Raw genomic sequence first — 22341 nt, forward strand, 5'->3', positions numbered from 1 at the left:
CCGAATGCTCGGAAAAAATTAAAAATTATTTTATTTATTCTTTCCCGAATGGAGCTGGCCGCAAGCTGCTAGAATCTCATCACCCTTGGTCTTTCTAATGAGTGTGGGAATCTTATAGCTGTCGAGAATCGTTTTAAAATGATCCACCTCATGCATCTCAGGTCGCTCGTACTCGGTACCTGGAAATGGGTTAAAAGGAATGAGGCTGATGTAGACGTTCTTTCCTGCAAGAGCTCGCCCGGTGATGTGAGCGTCCTCATCCGAGTCATTGAAGTTTTTGATCATGAGATATTCATAAGTCACAAAACGTGTGCGACCTTCTGGAATCTCTTCCGCAAACTTCATCACGTCTTCCACTGGATATCGCTGATTGATCGGAATGAGTTTATCCCGCTTCTCTTTAATGACTGAGTGAAGAGAGACGGCGATATTTACTTTAGGCATCTCGGCCTTCCAGCGTTGAAGTCCAGGAAGGTAACCCGCAGTTGAAATCGTGATTTTATGAGGAGCAAGAGAGAGACCATGTTGTGTGAGAAAAATCTCACAGGCCTTTTTAACTGCATCGAAGTTATGGAGAGGTTCACCCTGGCCCATAAAAACGATATTTAAAATACGATCATCCTCCGGACGATTGGCAGAGAGCCAACGCTGGGCCTCTAAAAATTGACCTATGATTTCTTCTGTTGAAAGGTTGCGCTTTAACCCTTGGGTACCGGTATGGCAGAAGCTGCATTTCATGGCACAGCCGACTTGAGAAGAAATACAAATGGTGTACTTCCCGTTAAATGGAATGAGCACGGTTTCAACTTTCAGATCGTCTTTAAATTTGAAAAGAAACTTTACCGTTTTGTCCTGTGATTCATGAACCGTATCAAGAGTTGGTAGGTCGAAGGAAAAATTCTCGGCCACATAAGCGATGCTTTTTTTAGCGAGATCAATCACACAGGGTTCGGTCTTTCTCTTTTTATAGTGCCAATTGAACATGAGGCCCGGTCCCGACGAAGGAAGGCCTTGAAGAGCAAAGAGCTCTTGTAGTTCCGGCAAAGTGTATTGATAAAAAGAGGTCCTCATTGCACCTTGTTACCATGAGGAAGGGGTCTTCGTCATCTAGAGGAGTGGTTTAATTTCACCGCAGTCGGAGGAAATGAAGCTTCCGGTGTACTTAATATCAGTAGGTTCGCCATTTGGGGTCACCATATGGAGCTTCCCATAGTAGTTTTTGGCGTTTTTAACCCTCCAGTTGGAGTTACCTGAGGTGCCGTCGTTGCATTTAAAACGGGTCGAAACCAGAGTGGGAGTGTCCTTCACCACATCGGTTTTGCAGTTTGATTGCCGGCTGCTAGTCAGGATTTCAGGACTATTGAGAAGTTTCTCGGAGTAGCACACCCGAAGTTTTCCATCCTCACCAATCGAGGCATGTTTACCCATCTGATCTTTTAGTTTCGTCATGTCCTTCTTCATTTCTTTGGTGATGTCGACCGTCTTGTTGTCATCATAGACTTTCATATCCACGGCCCATAGTCCGGGTTTCATATCAAGGGCCGCAAAGACCTCAGTACTCACCAGAAATAGAAGAAGGAATTTCATGGTTCATCCTTTTTGATTTCGTGATCTATGGGTTGATACTTTTTCGGAATCTTTCCTTGTTCCTCTGAAGCGGGTTTTCGAAACATATCTTCCGCCCGCTCAGAAGTGGTCATGATTTCACGATCGCCACTTCCATGACGGTCACATGCGACCATCATGAAAGTGAGGAGAATAAAAATAAAATACTTCATATTACCTTCCGTATTGAACTGTGAAGCTTGCCCTTGCGAGACTATTGGCCTCGATCTTTTTTTCAATCGAAACACCATTGGTATTTGGTCTCACATCCAGTTCTTTTCTTAGAGCATGCACGGTGAAGATATAACGATGAGGCTTATCACCCTTAGGAGGACATGGCCCACCATAACCGGTCTTATTGAAGTCGGTTATGACTTCAATCGCCTCTTTAGGAAGAGTGCGGTTATTGGATGCACCTTCTTCTAAAGAATTTACATGAGAAGGAATATTCACCACTGCCCAATGCCACCATCCGTGATCAGTGGGCGCATCTGGATCAAACACTGTGACCGCAAAACTTTTTGTCTCAACCGGTGCTCCTTCCCAACTAAGAGCAGGGGAGATGTTGTCGCCCTGACAACCAAATCCATTGAAGATGAAGTGTTTTGGAACTGATTGGCCAGGAGTCAAAGAGGTAGAAGAAAGTGTAAAATCCATAAGTCCTCCTATTGGAGAGTATTATAAACTTTTGAATTACGAATTTCTTTGTAACGGTCTTCGTATTCTCGCCACAGGAGTTTTATACGACTCTTTTTTCCTGCATCCAAAGTGTAGGCCTCATCCAGGTCTTTACGAAGCTCAGGAATAACCTTCGAAACTTTTTCCAGTTCGCTTTTTATTTCTGTGATTTTCATGAAGAACTCCTTGTTACAGGAGTTATAAGGGTGCGCTTAGAGTGATGTCATTTGTGACGAGTTAAAACTGCCACATGACTGCCCGACTTTTTTTCTGGCCTTGGGACATTTCAATTGTTTGAACATTCTTGATTTTAACTTTTTCTAAAGCCCGATAAATCTGCTGTAGATTTTCGCTCTTAGACACCAGAGTAGAAAACCATTCAACTTGAGATTTAAACTCTGCACTCTCGAGAATCATTTGTTTAATGAAAGCGATTTCTCCGCCCTTGGTCCAGAGCTCGGAACTTGTGCCACCGAAGTTCAGCACCGGTGCTTTATGTTTGCCAAGATTTTTCCATTTGCGAGTCGTGCCTGCTTCCGCTTCTTCTTTTGAAGAATGAAAAGGAGGATTACAGATGGTGAGATTAAAAAAATCTTTCTCTCCGATAATGCCTTTAAAAATTCCTGAAGTTTTTTGAAGTCTCAGTTCAACTTTTAAATTTGGATTCTTGTTAAGAATCTGCTGCGCGGCCTTCAATGCCTCTGGATTAATATCTGATCCTACAAATTCCCAACCATACTCAGAGTTTCCAATGATGGGATAAACGCAGTTGGCACCAACACCAATATCCAGAACCTTCTTTGGTCCAGTTCCGATCACGTCTGCCATGAAGTGGATATAATCCGCGCGACCTGGGATAGGTGGAGTCAGGAAATTTTTCGGAATGTCCCAGTCGACTTGATAGAAGTGTTTGAGAATTGCCTGGTTAAGGGTCTTGACCGCATCAGGATTTGCGAAGTCCACTGACTCATCCCCAAACTTATTTTTGATAATAAAAGGCGCCAGAGGAGGATGACTCTTCTTTAAGGCCTCTAAATCATAGCGGGACTGATGACGGTTTCTTGGATGCATAAATCTAGAGTAGGCGCTTCGCATCTTATTGGCCATAATCAAGGTATGAAAACCATCGATCTGCCTAAAATCCAACAAATCGTGAAACAGTTTGCCGAAGAACGTGACTGGGATAAATTCCATTCCGTAAAAAATCTCTCGATGGCCCTGACGGTTGAGAGTTCGGAACTGATGGAGATCTTTCAGTGGCTCACGGAAGATGAATCTAATCGCGCGCATCTAGATCCGAAACTTAAAACCAAGATTGAGGATGAAGTGGCGGATGTTTTTATTTATCTTTTAAGGATCGTTGGAAAGACCGACATGGATTTAGAGCAGGCGATTTTAAATAAAATGCAGAAGAATATTGAGAAATACCCCGTGGACAAAGCACGGGGTAATTCTAAGAAGTATACTGATCTTTAGTGATGAACATCTCCGCGACCTAAGCGAACTGGGCGACGACGTCCACCAATGTCTTCCCAACGTCTTCTCCACCAATCAGAGACTCGATCAAGAATATCATCATCGTCTTCTTCATCATCATCTTCCGGGCGTGGTTCCGGATTTGGTGTTGGAGTAGGGTTTGGATTTGGTTCAGGAGTTGGACCAACTTCTGGTTCTGGCTCCGGAGTTGGAGTTGGTACTGGAGTGGGTGTTGGTTCATGGACACTGCCATCTCCGCCACGAACTGGCCCGGAGTTGCCACTATCAATGTCGCCCGGAATCTGAGTGACTTGCTTAAAGACTCCGCAGGCGATCGGGAATGATTGTTCAGTTGAATGAGGCGAGCGCGCGGCCACTGTTCCAGGAATTGTCGCTTCTTTGTTAGCACCAAGAATCACGACCACTAGACCATTGAGATTGAGAGGGCCCACAAGTTTTGAAACATTATCACCCGTGTTTCGATCTTCTGAGATTAGATCTCTGTATAAAACATCGTAGTTGGTGAAACGTTCATAAAAATAATTTCCGGTCTCATCACCAATTGGGTAGCGGCCCTTTCCAGCGTCTTGTGAACTTAAATCAGCATCGAGAGGAATAAGGACATTTCCCCAAGCTTGCTGACCTTCTTCGATATCAATAAGTCCGTCACCGTTTTTATCATCGGCCTTCGTCGGACAACGGCGTCCCAGATGAATGTTCTGCTGATGCCAAATTCCAGCTCCACCGGCACTTGCCTTTACGAAGACTTGAAACTTTTCGCCCTCACGGATAATGACGGCCGTGCCAGGAACACTTCCATTCACGTCTGGATTGAGTGTGGTGAGATTGGCCATAAAGAGGCCACTGGTACTTGCTGCCAGTCCTCTTACTCCGACTGCATCGAGTGGAATACCGGCATCTGAATTACTTTTCCCACAGGAAGTTGCAAAAGCAAGGAAAGCGAGAGGCAGTAAAGGTAGGTATTTCATGGTCCCTCCATTAGCGGAGGACATCATTAACAATAGTGGTTTTGTTGTCTACTTAGTGGCAGCGCAAATTATGCTTATCTTAAAGAAGCGGTGCTTTGGCATACTGGCCAAAATTAATGGTGCTCTTCATCGTTTCCACTAGATCCACAATCATCACGCCATTTAAGTGATCATACTCATGTTGCGCAATAATCGCCGCCATCCCGGAGAGTTCTTTCGAGATGTATTGGCCCTTACGATCCAGGTAACTGATGTGAATGCGTTTATAACGTTTCACCACCATGGTCTTGCCCGGAATTGAAAGACAGCCTTCCTGGGATTGAGTTTGGCCGTATTGCTCGAGGTATTCAATCTTCGGATTGATCACAACAGTTAGTGGAATCTTCGGTTTCATCCCCATGACAAACATTCTGATCGAACGATTTATTTGAGGGGCGGCTAAACCAATCCCACCGGCGATCTTCATTGTTTGGGCCATATCATCGGCCAGTGTCTGAATCTCCGGAGACTCAATTTCGGCCATAGAAAGCTCCTGGGCCTGGGCCCTAAGGATAGGATCCCCAATCTTGATGATCTCAAGAACCTTCGCTTCTACAGAGAGGGATAGGAGTAAAACTAGCTTTAAAATTAAGAGTTTAGCCTTCATATCCCCATCCAATCATAGAAGGGAAAACACTGTCTATCTTTTTGACATCATTGTCGTTTTTACCAAAGCCGGCGCGCTAAATTTGGATACCCCCTACAATATGAAAAAATTTTAAAGGGAGAATCACATGCACAAGCTACTTGCGCTACTTACGGCCTTCTACATCGCCGGTGCACAGGCCGCACCTTCTTGTCTTATCGATAACACTTGTATGGAGTACAACGGCCAGTTGATTGACCTTCGTACTAGTACAGATAAATATATGGATAAGGCAAAAAACTGTGATCCTCTCATTGAAAGCTGTTCAACGCGCCAAATTCAATACGCTCGATCTCCAGAGCTTTCTAAAAAAGAATTCCAACGCCTGGTAGGTGAAGGTGGTTCTCAATACTTCATTCCACTAGATGTTAATAAATCAGATCTTCTTATCCTTGCCGGTGCTCTTTCACTTGGTACGGTAGTTTTCGCCAACGATCGCGAAATCATGGATTTCGTACAAGACAATAAAACAGAGTTCGGTCAACAAGTTGCGACAGTAGGTAACCTCCTTGGTCGCGAAGCCATTCTTCCAGTTGCTGCTGGTGCTTACTTCATGGGTGCTGTTCTTAAAGACGGCAAACTTAAACAAGTTGGTCTATTCACAGTTGCTGCCGGTATCGCTTCACAAATCGTAGCTGAAGGCTTCAAGAAAACGTTCCACCGTGTTCGTCCTCACGATGGTGATTCTCCATACGATTTCTTCGAAGAAGGTAACAACTCATTTATCTCTGGTCACGCGGCCGGTGCTTTCTCTCTAGCAACAGTAATCGCTGAAGTTTATAAAGATAAACCTGCTGTTCCTTACATCGCTTACGGTCTTGCAACTCTTACTGTATATGCTCGTATGCATGACAATAAACACTGGGGTTCAGACGTTCTTGCCGGTGCAGTTGCTGCTCACTTAGTAACTAAGATCCTTATGAGAACTGTTCTTAATCCAGAAAGAGCTGATGGTTCAGGTTTCCTCATCATTCCTCAGTTCGGTCGTGATATCTCTGGTAAGGCCTACACTGGTGTTGAAATCCAGTGGAGACCAAAAGCTCCTTCACGTCTTTCTCAGTGTGAGAAATCAAAACTAGAAGGCCGCGAACTTATGGCCCTATGTTTCGAAGAAGCTTTCAACAAATAATCTCCTACTAAAGGGGGCCTTCGGGCCCCTTTTTTTTGCCATTTCACTTTCGCTGGCGGAAGTAAAAATCTCTTGCCAATCAAAAATCACTTCGATAAAAATACGGAAAAGGTACGGATTTGTCAAATGATAAATTCGGCCAATACAAAATCACTTCCGCTGGCGAAAGTGATTTGGAGGTAACTGTATGATTTAATTATTTTCTGAAGTTGTTCAGGTAATTGCGAATGAGATTTAACTCATAGGCCGAAAGTTTAGGATTATTTTTCGGCATGCGACCACTCTCTGTGGCCTTGATGAGTTTAGATTCAGACGGATTTTCTTGATCAATCCATCTCATGATGTTGGTCTCTTCGCCGGACTTCTTGTGACATTCAATACATTTTGGGACGAGGATCTTTTCTTTAAGTTCATCGTAGGTCACAACTCGTTCAATGCGAACGCTCTCCACATAACGGCGAACGATTTCTAGTTCGCGAGATTCTAGAGGCGGAGCCTTCTTCGGCATGCGACCAGTTTTAACACTTTGAAAGAGAGGGCTGATCTCTGGATCGTTTTCTTTGACGTGTTTTAAAATGCGGGTCTCGTCCGTGAAGCCTTTGTGGCAGGAGATACATTTTGGAACGAGGATTTCTTCTGAAAGAACTTTGAAATCTACTTCATCGGGGATTTCTGTTTCGCGAGTCTGAGTATTCAGTCGCGGGCTGGCATCATCAAAACGAAGGGAAGTTCTGTCTGGGAGACAAGAAGCAACTAGGAACAACGAAGTAAGAAGAAGGAGTTTCATTGGAGAGGCTATCTACCATAACGGAATAAGCTCTTAAAGGCTTCGAGAGGGGTTTGTAATGTTTACTCCCTAACGAGTGTTTAAAAGTAACGCAAAGCTCTTATTTTACGTTAAGACCGATATCTTTAGTCGGACATAATTTAGCTTGGCACAGTAGCCTAGGCCCTTCAAAGTGTATTAGCGTTATTCTTTAGGTTTTTCACGAGGAATAACTATGACGACACTTAAAATGCCACTTGAAGTGGTTCAATGCTTGAATTTTATCAATGGTGAATGGGTAAAAGGCGAAGCTGGAACTCAAAACATTACATCTCCTTATCACGGAAAAAAAATCGGAGAGGTTTCAATCCCATCTCTGAACCAAATTAAAAATGCGATGAAGATCGCGAGCGATGCGCAAGTTGAATGGGGAAGAACTCCTCACAAAGAACGCGCACGTGTGCTGTTTAATTTTAGAAATATTCTTCTAAGAGACTTAGAAGAAATCTCACATTTAAAATCAGCAGAGTCAGGCAAGACCTTCAATGAAGGGATGGCCGGACTTATGAAAGGGATTGAAGTTCTTGAATATGCTCTTTCACTCCAGAACATGGATGTGGGCGGGCGTATGGAAGTGTCTCGTGGTGTTTCGTGTGAATACCGTCGTACTGCTCTTGGAGTGGTGGCGAACATTACGCCGTTTAACTTTCCGGCCATGGTTCCGATGTGGACGATCCCTATCGCCTTGGGGCTTGGGAACGCTTACGTGTGGAAACCATCTGATAAAACTCCGCTGACTTCAATTAAGATCGCCAGCGCTCTTAAAGAAGCGGGTCTTCCGAATGGTTTATTCACTGTACTTCATGGTGGAGCAGAAACAGTTGATGCCATTATTGAAGCTCCTGAAGTGAAAGCAGTTGGTTTCGTAGGATCGACAAAAATCGCAAAGCTTGTTTACACCAAGGCAACTTCACTTGGTAAACGCGCTCTTTGTATGGGTGGGGCGAAGAACCATATCGTGCTTCTACCGGACGCGACTCCGGACATTGCCGGTGTTGGTATTTCGGATTCATTCACAGGATGTGCGGGCCAGCGTTGTATGGCGGCCTCAGTTCTTCTGGCCGTGGGTGACGTAGATCAACACATTACTAAAATTAAAAATCGTGCTGAGTCGTTAAAGCTTGGTACAGATATGGGTGCGATTATTACTCGTGCTCAGCGTGATTTCCTTCTTGAGGCCATCACTCGTGCGGAAAAAGCAGGAGCGAAAGTGGTGCTCGATGGTCGAACGGCAAAAGCTCCGGCCGGCATGGAAGAAGGGAACTGGATTGGACCAACGATCCTCGATAATATTCAACCGGGCTCAGAGGCCGCGACTGTTGAATTATTCGGACCAGTTCTTTCCGTCGTTCGTTGTAAGGACATCACCCACGCTATGCAAATTCAAAACTCAAGTGAGTACGGAAACGCCTGTTCTGTTTTCACCAACTCAGGTGCTCTCGCTGATCGCGTAACTCGTGAAGCAAAAGCAGGAATGGTTGGTGTGAACGTTGGTGTTCCTGTTCCACGTGAACCATTTTCATTCGGCGGTATCGCCGCTTCGAAATTTGGTTCAGGAGATATCACTGGTGAACACTCTCTAAACTTCTGGTCAGATGTGAAGAAAGTGACAACTAAGTGGGAAAAACAAAACGACAATAACTGGATGTCATAAGGAGTCTTATGTCGACGAATCACGATGTACGTAAGGAACACGTTGTACTCGCTACTCACTCGAATCTCCGTTACCCGGAGTCTCTGACACTTGATTGGGGGAATAAAGATCCCATGAAGCGTGGCCCGGTTGTGGCATCTCAGACAAATCCTAAAGCGAGAAACGCCATTGGAACTCACTCGGGTTCTTACACGGTTTATCGCGCACTCTCAATTGCGAGCGGAAAATTTTCTCCTGCCCACAGGCCGGACCTACACAATACTCACTCACCAGTGAAGATCGGGCCGTTCCCATCGTGGTTTGATGAAACAAAGATTGTTTCACTAGATCCATGGGGACTGGATCCTCAGAACCATTTCAAAGGTCACTTTGAAAAAGGTTATGACATTCGTCCTTCAATTGCAGTGACTCAAGCTCACTTACAAATTCCTGAAATCCACGATGCGATTCGTGCCGGTCGACTGAAGCCGGACGGAAAAATCATCAAAGAGAATATGGACATCAAGATCACCAAAGTTGCCATTGAGCCAGTTTGGTTCCTCCCAGGAATGGCAAAACGTCTCAACGTAGAAGAGGGTGTTCTTCGTCGTATTCTTTTCACGGAATCAGGAGGGATGTACCCAGAGCTTATCACTCGTCCCGATCTAAAAGTCTGGTTACCACCTATCGGTTCAACGACGGTTTATATCTTCGGTAATCCGGAAGATCTATCAAATCCAAATATCGAACTTTCTTGTCGTGTTCACGATGAGTGTAATGGTTCAGACGTATTTGGTTCTGATATTTGTACATGCAGACCTTACCTCATGTACGGAATTGAACACGCGGCCGAGACTGCCCAGAAAGGTGGAGTAGGTATCATCGCTTACTACCGTAAAGAGGGTCGTGCTCTCGGGGAAGTAACAAAGTTCCTCGTGTACAACGCTCGTAAACGTCAAGAAGGCGGAGATTCAGCAGCAACATACTTTAAGCGTACTGAATGTGTGGCCGGTGTTGAAGATGCTCGCTTCCAGGAATTCATGCCGGACGTGTTGCATCTTTTCGGGATCACAAAAATTCATAATCTTCACTCGATGTCGAACATGAAATACAACGCCATTGTTGGTTCGGGTATCGAAGTGGTGAATCGTATTTCAATTCCAGCGGAACTTATTCCGGCGGATGCGAACGTCGAAATGGAAGCAAAGAAGGCCGCTGGTTACTTCACGGAAGGTGAAGTGAAAAAAGGCGAAGACCTACAGAAAGTTAAGGGGAGAGAGATTACGTGAGCGATTTAGATTATATCCTGTCACCAGTTTGTGTTCGTGACGGGGCCAAAAAGATTTTTGACGAGACATTAAAAGGGAACACTCATTTTCATTATCATGAAGAGAAGATGGGACCGACAGTTGATTTCGTGATGCAAACCATCCGCGAGAACTATCCGGATATGAACATTCCGTTTCACTCTCGTTGGGGACACTTTCGTCCGGGGAACGTTGATCGTTCACTTTGGTTGAAGGCGAAAATTAAAGACCTTGATCCGATGGAGCAGGCGAGAATTAAATGGGACCTTGTGATCCCATCTGTTCTTCTTGATGCTGGTGCTGGTCCAGCGTGGAAGTATCATGAGAAAGAAACCTCTCGTGATTATGCTCGTTCAGAGGGCCTGGGAGTTGCGAGTTATCACTTATTTATGTCGGGAGCTTTTTCTTCAGATGGAAAATCTCTTCGTTCAGATGCGACTGGACTTTCAAAAGTAACTCCGAAACTGATTGAAGAGTATTTCCAAGTGACACCGAACAATCCACTTGTGGGTGTTGAAGGCAGAACGAACTTACTTAAAAATCTTGGACGCGCACTTGAGAACAAAGCTCTCTTTAAAGATGGTCGTCCAGGAAATCTCATTGATTATCTTGTGGCAAAACATGGTAAAACGATTCCGGCCTTAGCACTTCTTCGTGGTGTGCTGGATGGCCTGGGTCCAATCTGGCCTGGTCGTGAGACGCTTAATGGTGTGAACCTTGGCGATGCTTGGAAACACACTAAGTATGGTTTGGTGGCCTTCCACAAACTTTCTCAATGGATGACTTACTCACTGGTTGAACCACTTCTTGAGGCCGGCATTACTGTAACTGGCATTGAAGGTCTAACAGGTCTTCCAGAGTACAGAAACGGTGGTCTTCTTCTTGATACCGGAGTTCTCACTTTCAAAAATACCAAAGACGGTGAAGCAACTTGGGGACCTGAGAGTGATCTCATTATCGAGTGGCGAGCGCTGACTGTGTTCTTACTGGATAAAATCGGCGCGGAAGTTCAGAACCGCCTTGGTAAAACTCCACAAGACTTTCCACTGGCGAAAGTTCTTGAAGGAGGCACTTGGTGGGCCGGAAGAAAAATCGCCGCTCAAAACCGCGCAGGCGGTACACCTCCACTTAATATTAAATCTGATGGAACTGTATTCTAGGGGATAAATATGCATAAGAATCTCATTGAATTGAATCATCCGCTACTCTTGCACAAACTTGGCTACCTACGTGACAAAACCACGTACTCTAATGAATTCAGAAATCTTGTGACTGAAGTGTCTAAGCTTCTCGCTTATGAGGCCATGAGAGATTGGAAAGATATGGATGCGGTTCGTGTGGAAACTCCGATTGCTCCAACAAAAGTTGATCGCATTATCAATCCTCCGGTTGCCGTGGCGATTCTTCGTGCTGGTAATGGGATGCTGGATGGGGTGCTTTCGATGATTCCTATCGCTTCGGCCGGCTTCATCGGGATCTACCGTGATAAGTTCATCCAGAATACTGTAGAGTACTACTTTAAACTCCCAGCAGATGTGAAGGGTCGAGAAATTCTATTGTGTGACCCTCTAATTGCCACTGCGGACACCATGATTGCGGCCATCGATCGTCTAAAAAGTTATCACGTTGGGCCCATTAAAGTGCTCTCAATTTTGACATCTGAGCATGCTCTAAAAAGACTTGAGCATTTTCATCCGGATGTTAAAGTCTTCGCCCTAAATGTCGAGAAGGAAATGACTGAAAATGGATATCTCGTACCAGGATTAGGAGACGCGGGTGACCGACTCTACCAAACAAAGTAAAACATTTATTCTAGGTGTTGCCGGCGGCTCAGGCTCCGGCAAAACCTATTTCGCCAAAGCTCTACACCGTGCTTTGGGTGAACAGGCGACGATTGTTTACCAGGACAATTTCTACATCGATCAATCTCATCGCTTTGATCACGATGGAGGATCGGTAAACTTCGATCATCCGGAGAGTCTGGACTTAAAGCTTCTGGCCCAATGTTTGGGCGAACTTAAAACCGGATCTGTTACCAATATTCCCATCTATGATTTCGTTACTCACTCCCGTAAACAAGAACAATTAAAAGTCGGACCTGCAAAGATCGTGATTGTAGATGGTATTCTTATTTTCCATCCTGAGTATTTGCGTGCGCAATTCGATGAAATGATCTTCTTTGATACGCCGGAGTCTCTTCGCTATGCCAGACGCCTGGAAAGAGACGTAAAGGAGCGTGGACGCACTCCTGAGGGTGTACAGGCCCAGTTCTTAAAACAAGTAAAGCCCATGCATGACGAGTTCGTAGAGCCATCTAAGCACCATGCTCATTCCATCGTGAAAGATCTGGATGATTACTACGAGTACTTCGATTCTTATAAAGCAAAGCTTTTAAAAATTATTGGATAACCCTTATAATCTTCGTAGGAGATTCCTATGAAGATTATAATTCCTCTTGTTCTCATTTCCTTTTCCTCATTCGCTGCCACGCTCGAACCCGTAAATATTGATTACGATTACCAGAATGCTCCTGAATATCAGGCAATCATGACTAAGCTCAAAGAGTTTGGTGACTTCTCTAAGAAAGAAGAAACAGCACCTGCGCCCATCAAAACCATGTCTAAGGGAGAGCAGGCGGTTGAAGAAGCGAAGGCCCGTAACCGCGCCATCATTGCGGCCCAGACCAAAGCTGAGAAGGAAGCCGTTGATAAGAACCGTGATATGACGGAACTTCAAAAATGGAAGCTCGAAGAAAAGAAAACTCTTGAGGGTTGGAAGAAAGAGTCTCGTGATCAACTCAACGCCTGGAAGCGCGAGCAGGAAATTTTTTTGGGTCGAATTAAGGTCTATAAAGAGAACACTTTCGAACTGCCAGTAAAACAAGAAAAAATCGTAGAGAAGAAGGTGCCAGCAGAAACTCTGCCCGATGTGCACATCGTTCATTCGGCGTTTGCAGTACCGGTGCGTGATCAGTGGAATCGTCCAACTTGTTCTGCCTTCGCAGGAGTTCGAGTGCTGGAAATTCTTCTCGCTCAAAACAAAGTCACTCGCGATCTCTCAGAGCAGTATCTTTATTGGGCAAGTAAGCCCAAGTGTTACATGTCACCTTGCTCAGAAAAAGGTTCATGGATCACTCCTGCTTATAAGCATTCACAGGGACAAACAACAGTCGACATTCCTCAAGAGTCGGAGTGTGGCTATAACGGTCAGCCGGTAGAAAATAATGAGACCCAGCTTCCTCTTAAGTCCACTTGTAAGAGTGGTGTGACTAAAGTTGTGAGCTACTCGGAACTTAAGACCCTCGCAGAGACGGTTGAGAGCATTAAGAAAAATATCCCGGTGGTGATGGCGGCAAAACTCTCAGAGAACTTTTATAAGAACCAAGGTCTCGTGACTTTAAACGATGCTCATGGGGGAGTTGCGAAACTCGATGCCCATTCTATGGGACATGCTTTCGTTGGAGTAGGAGTGATCGAGCTTCCGGAAAAGCTAAAAGCAACTGAAGGCAACTATTGTATCGTTGTGGCCAATAGCTGGGGAAAAGGTTGGGGCGCCGGTGGTTACTCATGCCTCACTGAAAATTGGCTTACAAAGTTCAGACAGAAGTCTCCTTTCATTGGTGTAAATAAGGTTGCAGTGGAATAAAATATGCTTCGACTTGAATCAAAAAGACTTTATTACGAGCATCTGGAAGAAAAACATTTTGAGGTATTTTACAGTCAGGAAAGTGATCCTGAAGTGATGAAATACATTCGTAAGGCCTCACAAGATAAAGATGAGGCGAGAAAAAAGTTTAACGATTATCTGTCTTATATGAAACTTCACCCAAAACTTGGTGTTTGGGCCGTATTCGAGAAAGAGACTCAAAATCAAATTGGTCTCGGGGTCTTATTTCATATCGAGATGAAACCAGAAAGCGGGCGGTATGAAGTTGGTTATCGCTTTAATCAAACTTCATGGGGCAAAGGTTATGCTACAGAGTTAACTCATAGGTTCCTTCAGTATGGCTTCAATGAGTTGGGTCTGAAAGAAATCTGCGGAACGACAAACCCAGATAATATTGTTTCACAAAAAGTTCTCATGAAGACGGGAATGAAGGACATGGGCATCACCACTGAATTTAGAAGTGGGAGCCGCTTCTTTGTCCTTAACCGCGACGAATATCACCCCTCGGATGATTAAATGTTCTAGTTGAAGAGTGCCGCGGTCCTTTTTGTTTTCTATCTCTAGCATGATTATGGATGTGAGAGCGATCTACCTGCGGTCTTCTTGCGACAGCATAGGCCATCTGCGGTTGTTGAAAGAGTGGTGAATGTCTCACCTTGATGTTTCTGTCTGGAAGTTGGTTTACCACTGACGTAAAGCGACTCAGAATTGAGTTCGCGGCTCTTAACAAGTTTTTTAAAATTTTTAGTTTCATGGGTCCTCGACTTTTTAACTTCATGTCTTATTTTCCTCGAATAAAAACCCTATTGAGAACAGTGCAAAACTTCGACGCGAACGGTTTTCCCTGAACCATTAATTTTTCTCAGGTTAATTTATGACATTCATCATTTCTCCACATGACCAATATCAGGGGAGATATTATCCATTTCTGTCATGATATTTATAACAGGAGAGGCTTATGGAATTTGGTAAAAGAGTTGTCATCGCAGTAGACATTGCCAAGGAAGCAAGGGGCCGTTTTGATGAATTGAAAGAGATTCATTTTTCTTCCGGATCAGACGTCCATCTGGTCTATGTCTTCCAGGAAATTGGTTTTAATTTCGCCATCGATGCCTACAGTATGGCCTATCCTCTGGCCGATGATAGGTTGGCGATCGAAAAGTCTGTCAATGATGCCCTAAAGAAAATTGGCCGGGAAGTTCTTCCCAAGGACGTAAAGGTCCACACTCATTGTATTTTTAGTGAAAATCAAAAAGAAAAACTTTGTGAAGTGGTGGAAGAAATCAAGGCAGATGTGGTCATTCTCGCGGCCAGAAAACGTCATGGTATCTTTGAAAGTTCCTTCGCCCAGTACATGCTGAAACACTCTGAGCGAAATCTTCTTATTCTGAAAGATCGGCAATCAGTTTAAGCTTTTCAGTATCTTTTAAATAAAAGGTCTTATCAATTTCAGTGATAAGACCTTGTTCTTTAAAATCACTGATCACCCGAATGGCGGTTTCATTGGCGGTCCCGATCATGGATGCGATTTCTTCCCGTGATAAATGCAGACGAATACAATGGTTCTCCCCATAAAGTTTGTCCATGGTCAGAAAATACTCCGCCATCCTTTCGCGTACGTTCTTTTTGACTAAAACAGAATTTCGGTTGAGTGCCTCATCGAGTTCATGGGACAGGCGAAGAAGTGTATCAATCGCGAGTTCAGGATTTTTGATGAACAGATCCTCAATGGTTTTATGTTCCACAAAATAGCATTCAGTATCTTCCAGCGCCTTAGCACTTTCTAAATTCATCTTGCACTTGAAGAGACTTCGGTGGCCGAGGATATCGCCACCCGTGGCAAGTCTTAAGATGTGTTCCTTCCCCTCAATTCCGTTGGTAAAGATCTTCACATGACCTTGCTTTATGAGATAAATCCCGAAAGAAGATGTTCCTTCGTGATAAATCGTTTCGCCTTTTCGGTAATGATGAGACTGTTCACTGATGAGAGATTCCAGCATTCGTCACCTCGCATTCAAAGGTCTATTTTAAGACGTCTTTCTTAATATTTATTCATGCTCCGAACAATGGTTGTAAAAAGTTGAGCACTTTGGGATTATTTATTAATGAAATACTTAAAAAGCCTTTATGTTCAGGTGTTAGTTGGGATTACTCTAGGGATAACGCTTGGACTCGTTTCTCCGGATCACGCGGTGAAAATGAAAATTTTGGGTGACAGTTTCATTGCACTTCTAAAAATGCTGATTGGACCTATCATTTTCACCACCGTCGTTCTTGGGATTTCTCATTCCGGCGACATGAAGAAAGTAGGACGAGTGGGTGGAAAGGCCCTGCTTTATTTTGAGACCATTTCAAATATTGCTCTGGCGCTCGGACTTGTGGCAGTCAATGTCTTTAAACCCGGTAAAGGTTTTAATGTTGATCCTTCGACACTCGATTCGGGTCCCATTGCTGAATACGCTAAAAAGGCCGAAAGCACTTCCATGTGGGACTTTCTTTTTAGCATCATCCCGAAGACTTTCACTGACGCTTTCACAAGTTCGGGTAACGTTCTCCAAATTCTCTTCATCGCATTACTCTTTGGTTATGGTCTCACACATGTAGGAGACAAAGGTAAGGTCGTGAGAGAATTTTTTGAAGGCCTCTCGCAGATCCTGTTTAAGATTGTTCACTTTCTTATGTTGTTTGCGCCTATTGGTGCTTTCGGGGCAATGTCGTTTACGATTGGGAAGTATGGAGTTGATTCTCTGGCCCCATTGGCAAAACTCATGGGTGTGTTTTATCTCACCTGCATCGTGTTTATCCTGGTAGTCTTGGGACCAATCGCTCGATACTGTGGCTTTAGCATCTTAAAATACATCAGGTACATCCGCGAAGAACTCTTCACTGTACTTGGAACTTCATCATCAGAAAGTGTGTTGGCCCCTATGATGGAGAAGTCTGAGCGTTTAGGCTGTTCCAAGTCAGTTGTAGGATTGGTTATTCCTACTGGATATTCATTCAACTTAGATGGAACTAACATCTATCTCACTATGGCGGCCGTGTTCGTTGCTCAGGCCTTAAATATTGATCTCACTATCGGAGAACAGTTAAGTCTTCTCTTGGTGGCGACTGTGACTTCACAAGGGGCCTCAGGGGTAACTGGTGCGGGCTTTATTACGTTGGCCGCGACTCTTGCGGTTGTTCCATCTGTGCCTGTGGGGGGGCTCGCCCTGATCTTTGGGATTGATCGATTTATGTCAGAGGCACGTGCCCTTACGAATACCATCGGTAATGGAGTTGCGACGATTGTGATTTCACGTTGGGAAAAAGAGCTTGATACGGAAAAGCTTACTCATGAGTTGAACCGTTAAAATTCCTCTGGGCCTTCTCAATTTTTTCCAGATAGGCGAGAGTCTCTTCTTCTGTCATGAGTTCTTTAGAAAATACCGGGAACTGGGTCTCTAATTTTCCAAGGACCTTATTGATTCTCTCGATGGTTTCTATAGAGTTTTCCAGCGGTCTCACCAGATGAGTCTTATCCGGACATTCTCTTTTTAAGATGGCGACGGCGAGTTTTTGTGACTGAAGAGGACTGTTCGTTCGATCTCTCATACTGAGAAATATCTGGGCCAGTTTTTCATGGACCTCATAGACCGCCTTTTCTCGGGTCAGTTTCTCGATCAGTTTTTGATCACGATAGCGGAAGGTTATGAGAGCAATGGCGATTGAGACATAGATGAAGCTCACCTGGGGCTCACTGGAGAGCACCACATTGGGTGAGTGAGGAAGATCCAGGTAATACCAAATAAAAATATTCTGAGCACATACCAAAAACATGAGAAATAAATTTACCCAATAAGGGCCGGGCACTAAAAAGGCCAAAAGAAGAATTTGGATTTTGCCGGAGACCAACGGAATCCATTCTTCACCACTGGCAAGATAATCCTGTTGAAGCGTCCAGTTGAAGTATGCATAAGGGAGAAACAAAGAGAGATACGCCCAGACACACTTTCTCCTGTCCCAAAGTTCTTTTTTAAAGACCAGGGCAATGAGCATCAGTATGGCGAAAACCAGATGAATGGACCTTTCTCTGACTTGTCGTGGAAAGATCTCCATATTCTCGAAGCGCCATATGGCGATTGATTGAACTAAGATAACAACGACCGCCAGAGTTAGAACAACGTTCCGAGATGATGAGTTATAAGGTTTATTGCTTGTAATGTAATGAACCATCGGGGAAGAGTAGCAACCCGAATAAGGCGATTCAACTAAAGAGTATCTATATGCTACTTAGGATCTCTTCGATGATTTCGAGTGCTGCAGGTTTTTCCAATACGGTCACATTGGGCTCACTGAGTTTGGCCTGAAGAAGAGGATAATTACGAGCGTGACCGGTGAAGAAGACAATTTTCTTTTGATACTTTTGTGACTTGACCCAATCGTATGCATCAATACCGTTTTTAGATCCTGTGCCAAGATTAATGTCCAGGAATATTAAATCAAAATTTTCTTTGGGCAGATTAATCTGAATAAGGTCGTTATAGGAATTCACACATACGCCTCTCAGTCCAAGTTCCTCGAAAATCGAACACATCAGTACGCATAAATCTTTATCATCATCTAAAAGTAACACGCTCTTCATCGAAACCTGCTGAAAGGGAATAGCTAGACGTTAACAATTTATTTATGGATTGAGAAATTTCTTAAAACTGACCAATGATCTCACGTGCCTTCATTGCTGTGACACCAAAATAGTTGTTAAACCAGGTATTCACAAACTCTGGAGGATAGGAATCTAATCTTTGGCAACGGACGACGTGGTCACCGACTGAAGCAATGCTGCGGTCATTGGGTAATGTACAGAAAAGCTTCTGCCAAACATTATTCATATCAGAGCGAAATTTTTGGGCAGCATCCTGTGAATAACCTTGGAACTTAGCAAGCGGCGAGCTTATATCGACCTGCTGCGGGTAAAGACCAATGTCAGGAATATTGATGTCGTGAAGAAACTTCTCTTCCGTTTCTTCCTTCATATAGGTGAATGCTTCGTTGTTATTATCGAAGATAACAGAGCCCTTCATATTAAGCGAAAGGGTTTGGGTCTTTTTAGTCGCCATGTATTCATAGACCCGGGCCTCAGTACGATAACGAGTCACCGGCTCGCGGTTTTGATAATACTCAGTTCTGTACTTGGTAACCATGACACCGTTTTCAACTGCAGAATACGGGATCTGACGGCTTCTTTGCACCATCTGATAATCAGTGTAGGGAACACTCACTTTATAGTTATGTACTTGTCTAACCATGCGAGAAAGTGGATTCCAATTATACTGGCCCGAGAGTTTCAGCTTAATAGAGCGGTGAGATTCCGGGTGATACCAAGGGGATTCACGGAATGAATTATTCAGAGCGCTCTCCAGGGCCGTCACACTTGTACTGTCTAGATTCTTAATGTCAGAAGTTGCTTCAATCTTTGAAAAAAGTTTAGAGCTAATGGTTGTTTGCCCGAGTTCTCGTTCAGGTCCCCAGTATTTACAAAACTGAGTCACGAAGCTTCTGAAGAAAGGCCTGTCTTCACCGGTCTTTCTTAGTTCCCCGCATCTCTTAACGCCATTTTTGATGACCTTTGCCTGGACCTTATGCCACTCAGGCATAGACGAGAACACGTCTTGATAGTGTCTCTGATCAGCTTCCGCGGAAAGGGGGAGATTTGATTTTACTTTAGTGCTGATACGATCCTGATAATGGGGCCAGAGGGAGCGAATTTCTTTTCCTTGAAAGCTAGAGGAGTTGAAGTCTAGTCTTAGCTGGAATTTCTTCTGAAGATCAGTCAGGCTCTTAAGCTCATCAATGGCAATTTGGTATTGGTTTGCTAAGCGCTTATCTCGGATGTTTGTTAGTTTATCGTTTGATACAACTTCCAGGGAACTCTGAAGCCCATTTTTCGCTTCCTCATCACTTGGATCTCCTTTAACTGCCTCGGCCCAATAATTGATGGCCTCTTCGTGAAGCCCTTTTTCACTCAATTCGATGGCCTTCTTCTTAGCACTTGAACAGGAACAAACAAGAAGCAGTATCAAAAGGTATTTCATGAGACCTCAGGCGTTTGAAATGCAATTAGTAATGGGGCCAGGCACCGTTTTATACTGAGTCACAACAGCGCCTTCTGAGAAAAGAAGAAGAGTTCCAGGTTCATGAATACTCCAGACCTCGTTATCAGTCAGGGGATTCGTTGCGATGACCGCCACCTGATCTTTATTAGTGGTCACGGCACTGAAATCAATTTTTACGTCCTGATCTTTAAGTTGGGCCACATTAAATGGCGCTTTACGAATGATTGAAGCCAGTTTAGTCGAACAATGAGCGAGCATGAACTCACCATTAGATAATAAGAAATTGAAAACTCCAAAAGTTGCCAGCGCCAGAGTAAGTTCATGAAGTTTATTACCTAAAGCTTCCATTGAAGGGGCCTCATCCCCAAAAGTTTTTTGCAGTTCTTGCAGAATAAAGCAAAAGGCCTTCTCGCTATCGGTATTGCCCACCGGACGATAGCGTCCATCAAATGCGGGTTCGAAATTTTTCAGGTCCCCATTATGCGCAAAAGACCAATAGCGACCCCACATCTCACGCACAAAGGGATGAGTGTTTTCAAGTTTCGTGTCACCTTGAGTGGCCTTACGAATGTGGGCGATCACATTTGTGGATTTAATGGGATAGGTGCGAATGAAGTCCGCAACCGGAGAATGGGCGGAGGGTTTGGGGTCCAGAAATTGTCTGACTCCTTTACCTTCAAAGAAAGTGATTCCCCAACCATCGGTGTGATGGTCAGTGATACCTCCTCGGGCCTGAAAACCCGTGAAAGAGAAACAGATGTCCGTTGGCACGTTACAATTCATTCCTAATAATTGGCACATGAAAATATTGTAAGTGCCACCTCGGATGGATGACAATGGGCAATTGTTCCTGCGATAATTCCCAGATGGAACCAACTCGAATTGTACACTGTGATGATGCCCTTGTTTGGCTAAGACAAACTCCACCACTTGAAGGCTGCTCACTGATAGCCTCTATGCCCGATATTTCGGAGTTTCCCCAATACACCCTTCCTCAGTGGAAGGAATGGTTTCAGTCCACTGCTGAGCTTGTTATGTCGAAAACTCCCGATGATGGAGTGGCGATCTTTTTTCAGTCAGATATTAAAGTTGAAGGCACTTGGGTGGATAAGGCCTACATCGTTCAGAAAGCGGCCGAGAAAGTTGGTCTGGAACTACTCTGGCACAAGATCTTTTGTCGGGCCCCAGCGGGAATGATTACCTTTGGTCGTCCGGCCTATTCACACATGCTGTGCTTTTCAAAAAATGTCAGAGTTGATGTTTCAAAATCCACTCCCGATGTCATTCCTGATCTGGGTGAAAAGACCTGGGAAAGAGGCATGGGATTTGAGGCCTCGCTGCTGGCGAGTAAATTCATTTTAAAGCAAACCAATTCAAAAACTGTGGTTCATCCCTTCTGTGGTGAAGGAAGTATGATGGCAGTGGCGAACTTTGTTGGGCTTAATGCTGTTGGCATTGAACGCAGCCCGAAGCGCGCTGAACGGGCACGTCTTCTTCAAGTGGCACCTGACGGTAAGAGCTTTCTTCAAGAAGGATAATGTTTTCCATCTCATCGAAATGTTTCTCGATAGGGACCCAAACTTCTGAGGCCCGGATCTTTTTAAAATTTAAAGCAAAATACAATAGCGCCAAAGGAACACCCAAGGCGAATCCTAGTCCGTGTGCCAGATAACTTGTCTGAGGTTGAAAGGTCTCCGGGAAAAAGAAAATCAAAGACACTGCCACGGCGTGAACAAGTCTTGTCGTCACAGTTTGTCGTCTTTCAATCAAGACATAAAGTGTGAGCCAAAAAGAGGCCATGAAATAAACCACTCCTGATACACCAACTAAAGAAACATCAGGAGCGTAAAACCATATGGTCGCGAAATTAATTAATCCACCTGCAATAATGCTGAGAACCGGAAAGACCCAAAATCCAAAATAATTTGTTAATAGCGCCGCCAGTCCTGCAAAGAAAAAAGCGTTATGTGCCAGGTGAGTGAGGTCAGCATGGAGGAGGGCAGCTGTGAAGGCACGCCAGTATTCTCCTTGTTCGAACACCAGACGTTTTGTGGCCGAGAATTTCTGCGGATCTGCTCCGAAGAAAAGCATTAGAACGGCCAGGCTTATGGCACCGATGACAAAGCTCTTGTAGGCGGGCTTTTTTGAAAGAAAAGTTTTGGTAAGTTTATATTCCATTGGTGCCTCACTCTTAAAACATAAGATGGTGGCATATCCGTTAATGTCAAGTTTGCCTAATTTTTTAAGGAGAA

At 44.3% G+C, this 22341-nt stretch carries 27 protein-coding genes; 12 read left to right on the top strand and 15 right to left on the bottom strand.

Annotation, left to right across the window (positions count from 1 at the left end):
* Window positions 1-30: 30 nt before the first annotated feature.
* From rlmN to rlmF, 6 genes are all read right to left on the bottom strand, one after another.
* Complete coding sequence (gene rlmN / locus SOO65_RS08945) at window positions 31-1071, bottom strand: dual-specificity RNA methyltransferase RlmN (protein ID WP_321399515.1); 1041 nt, start codon at window positions 1069-1071, stop codon at window positions 31-33.
* Between the two features lie 36 nt (window positions 1072-1107).
* A complete protein-coding gene (locus SOO65_RS08950) occupies window positions 1108-1587 on the bottom strand; it encodes a DUF3617 domain-containing protein (RefSeq protein ID WP_321399518.1) in 480 nt (159 codons plus the stop codon).
* On the bottom strand, window positions 1584-1778 hold the full coding sequence (locus SOO65_RS08955; RefSeq protein WP_321399520.1) for a hypothetical protein: 195 nt from the start codon (window positions 1776-1778) through the stop codon (window positions 1584-1586). Before SOO65_RS08955 ends, SOO65_RS08950 begins: the two co-directional genes overlap by 4 nt.
* 1 nt (window position 1779) lies before the next feature.
* On the bottom strand, window positions 1780-2262 hold the full coding sequence (locus tag SOO65_RS08960; RefSeq protein ID WP_321399521.1) for a YbhB/YbcL family Raf kinase inhibitor-like protein: 483 nt from the start codon (window positions 2260-2262) through the stop codon (window positions 1780-1782).
* A gap of 8 nt (window positions 2263-2270) precedes the next feature.
* Window positions 2271-2459 carry a hypothetical protein gene (locus SOO65_RS08965; RefSeq protein WP_321399523.1) on the bottom strand — a complete coding sequence of 63 codons (189 nt, stop codon included), beginning with the start codon at window positions 2457-2459 and terminating at the stop codon, window positions 2271-2273.
* Between the two features lie 61 nt (window positions 2460-2520).
* Window positions 2521-3390 (bottom strand): 23S rRNA (adenine(1618)-N(6))-methyltransferase RlmF, encoded by an 870-nt coding sequence (gene rlmF, locus SOO65_RS08970; RefSeq protein ID WP_407676993.1) that lies wholly within the window; start codon window positions 3388-3390, stop codon window positions 2521-2523.
* A gap of 9 nt (window positions 3391-3399) precedes the next feature.
* Here rlmF and SOO65_RS08975 point away from each other — a divergent pair, with 9 nt between their 5' ends.
* Window positions 3400-3759, top strand: coding sequence for a nucleotide pyrophosphohydrolase (locus SOO65_RS08975; protein WP_321399528.1), 360 nt, complete (start codon window positions 3400-3402; stop codon window positions 3757-3759).
* Here SOO65_RS08975 and SOO65_RS08980 read toward each other — a convergent pair.
* Both SOO65_RS08980 and def read right to left on the bottom strand, forming a co-directional pair.
* A complete protein-coding gene (locus tag SOO65_RS08980) occupies window positions 3756-4748 on the bottom strand; it encodes a hypothetical protein (protein WP_321399531.1) in 993 nt (330 codons plus the stop codon). The two genes, SOO65_RS08975 and SOO65_RS08980, sit on opposite strands and share 4 nt — an antisense overlap.
* A gap of 79 nt (window positions 4749-4827) precedes the next feature.
* Window positions 4828-5394 (bottom strand): peptide deformylase, encoded by a 567-nt coding sequence (gene def / locus SOO65_RS08985; protein WP_321399533.1) that lies wholly within the window; start codon window positions 5392-5394, stop codon window positions 4828-4830.
* 127 nt (window positions 5395-5521) lie between these two features.
* On the opposite strand from def, the gene SOO65_RS08990 reads away from it, so the two are divergent.
* Window positions 5522-6562: a phosphatase PAP2 family protein gene (locus SOO65_RS08990; protein ID WP_321399535.1), complete on the top strand. Its 1041-nt coding sequence runs from the start codon at window positions 5522-5524 to the stop codon at window positions 6560-6562.
* Window positions 6563-6758: 196 nt separating this feature from the next.
* On the opposite strand, the gene SOO65_RS08995 is transcribed toward SOO65_RS08990, so the two are convergent.
* Window positions 6759-7349 (bottom strand): hypothetical protein, encoded by a 591-nt coding sequence (locus SOO65_RS08995; RefSeq protein ID WP_321399536.1) that lies wholly within the window; start codon window positions 7347-7349, stop codon window positions 6759-6761.
* Between the two features lie 214 nt (window positions 7350-7563).
* Between SOO65_RS08995 and SOO65_RS09000 the strand changes: the two genes are divergently transcribed.
* From SOO65_RS09000 to SOO65_RS09035, 8 genes are all read left to right on the top strand, one after another.
* Window positions 7564-9042: an aldehyde dehydrogenase family protein gene (locus tag SOO65_RS09000; protein ID WP_321399539.1), complete on the top strand. Its 1479-nt coding sequence runs from the start codon at window positions 7564-7566 to the stop codon at window positions 9040-9042.
* Between the two features lie 8 nt (window positions 9043-9050).
* On the top strand, window positions 9051-10310 hold the full coding sequence (locus SOO65_RS09005) for a GTP cyclohydrolase II (RefSeq protein WP_321399540.1): 1260 nt from the start codon (window positions 9051-9053) through the stop codon (window positions 10308-10310).
* Window positions 10307-11488: a URC4/urg3 family protein gene (locus tag SOO65_RS09010; RefSeq protein ID WP_321399543.1), complete on the top strand. Its 1182-nt coding sequence runs from the start codon at window positions 10307-10309 to the stop codon at window positions 11486-11488. Before SOO65_RS09005 ends, SOO65_RS09010 begins: the two co-directional genes overlap by 4 nt.
* 9 nt (window positions 11489-11497) lie before the next feature.
* Window positions 11498-12130 carry a uracil phosphoribosyltransferase gene (gene upp / locus SOO65_RS09015; RefSeq protein WP_321399545.1) on the top strand — a complete coding sequence of 211 codons (633 nt, stop codon included), beginning with the start codon at window positions 11498-11500 and terminating at the stop codon, window positions 12128-12130.
* Window positions 12105-12737: a uridine kinase gene (gene udk / locus SOO65_RS09020; RefSeq protein WP_321399547.1), complete on the top strand. Its 633-nt coding sequence runs from the start codon at window positions 12105-12107 to the stop codon at window positions 12735-12737. Before upp ends, udk begins: the two co-directional genes overlap by 26 nt.
* 27 nt (window positions 12738-12764) lie before the next feature.
* The gene (locus SOO65_RS09025; protein ID WP_321399549.1) at window positions 12765-13973 is read left to right on the top strand and encodes a C1 family peptidase; all 1209 of its coding nucleotides are present in this window, start codon (window positions 12765-12767) and stop codon (window positions 13971-13973) included.
* A 3-nt stretch (window positions 13974-13976) separates the two neighbouring features.
* Entirely contained in the window at window positions 13977-14510 is a 534-nt protein-coding gene (locus tag SOO65_RS09030) for a GNAT family N-acetyltransferase (RefSeq protein ID WP_321399551.1), read from the top strand.
* 442 nt (window positions 14511-14952) lie between these two features.
* Window positions 14953-15405: a universal stress protein gene (locus SOO65_RS09035; protein WP_321399553.1), complete on the top strand. Its 453-nt coding sequence runs from the start codon at window positions 14953-14955 to the stop codon at window positions 15403-15405.
* On the opposite strand, the gene SOO65_RS09040 is transcribed toward SOO65_RS09035, so the two are convergent.
* Complete coding sequence (locus tag SOO65_RS09040) at window positions 15377-15994, bottom strand: Crp/Fnr family transcriptional regulator (protein WP_321399555.1); 618 nt, start codon at window positions 15992-15994, stop codon at window positions 15377-15379. The genes SOO65_RS09035 and SOO65_RS09040 overlap by 29 nt on opposite strands.
* A gap of 105 nt (window positions 15995-16099) precedes the next feature.
* Here SOO65_RS09040 and SOO65_RS09045 point away from each other — a divergent pair, with 105 nt between their 5' ends.
* Window positions 16100-17347 (top strand): dicarboxylate/amino acid:cation symporter, encoded by a 1248-nt coding sequence (locus tag SOO65_RS09045; RefSeq protein WP_321399557.1) that lies wholly within the window; start codon window positions 16100-16102, stop codon window positions 17345-17347.
* Here the strand turns inward: SOO65_RS09045 and SOO65_RS09050 are convergent.
* The 4 genes from SOO65_RS09050 to SOO65_RS09065 all read right to left on the bottom strand — a co-directional run bounded on the left by SOO65_RS09050 (window position 17325) and on the right by SOO65_RS09065 (window position 20890).
* Window positions 17325-18209 carry a hypothetical protein gene (locus tag SOO65_RS09050; RefSeq protein ID WP_321399559.1) on the bottom strand — a complete coding sequence of 295 codons (885 nt, stop codon included), beginning with the start codon at window positions 18207-18209 and terminating at the stop codon, window positions 17325-17327. The two genes, SOO65_RS09045 and SOO65_RS09050, sit on opposite strands and share 23 nt — an antisense overlap.
* Before the next feature lie 46 nt (window positions 18210-18255).
* Complete coding sequence (locus SOO65_RS09055) at window positions 18256-18618, bottom strand: response regulator (protein ID WP_321399561.1); 363 nt, start codon at window positions 18616-18618, stop codon at window positions 18256-18258.
* 61 nt (window positions 18619-18679) lie between these two features.
* Window positions 18680-20068: a hypothetical protein gene (locus SOO65_RS09060; protein ID WP_321399563.1), complete on the bottom strand. Its 1389-nt coding sequence runs from the start codon at window positions 20066-20068 to the stop codon at window positions 18680-18682.
* A gap of 6 nt (window positions 20069-20074) precedes the next feature.
* Window positions 20075-20890: a class II glutamine amidotransferase gene (locus tag SOO65_RS09065; RefSeq protein WP_321399565.1), complete on the bottom strand. Its 816-nt coding sequence runs from the start codon at window positions 20888-20890 to the stop codon at window positions 20075-20077.
* A 65-nt stretch (window positions 20891-20955) separates the two neighbouring features.
* Here SOO65_RS09065 and SOO65_RS09070 point away from each other — a divergent pair, with 65 nt between their 5' ends.
* Window positions 20956-21627 (top strand): hypothetical protein, encoded by a 672-nt coding sequence (locus SOO65_RS09070; protein WP_321399567.1) that lies wholly within the window; start codon window positions 20956-20958, stop codon window positions 21625-21627.
* On the opposite strand, the gene SOO65_RS09075 is transcribed toward SOO65_RS09070, so the two are convergent.
* Window positions 21530-22267: a rhomboid family intramembrane serine protease gene (locus SOO65_RS09075; RefSeq protein ID WP_321399569.1), complete on the bottom strand. Its 738-nt coding sequence runs from the start codon at window positions 22265-22267 to the stop codon at window positions 21530-21532. The genes SOO65_RS09070 and SOO65_RS09075 overlap by 98 nt on opposite strands.
* Window positions 22268-22341 lie beyond the last annotated feature (74 nt).

Source organism: Peredibacter starrii (assembly GCF_034259205.1).
Lineage (GTDB): Bacteria > Bdellovibrionota > Bacteriovoracia > Bacteriovoracales > Bacteriovoracaceae > Peredibacter > Peredibacter starrii.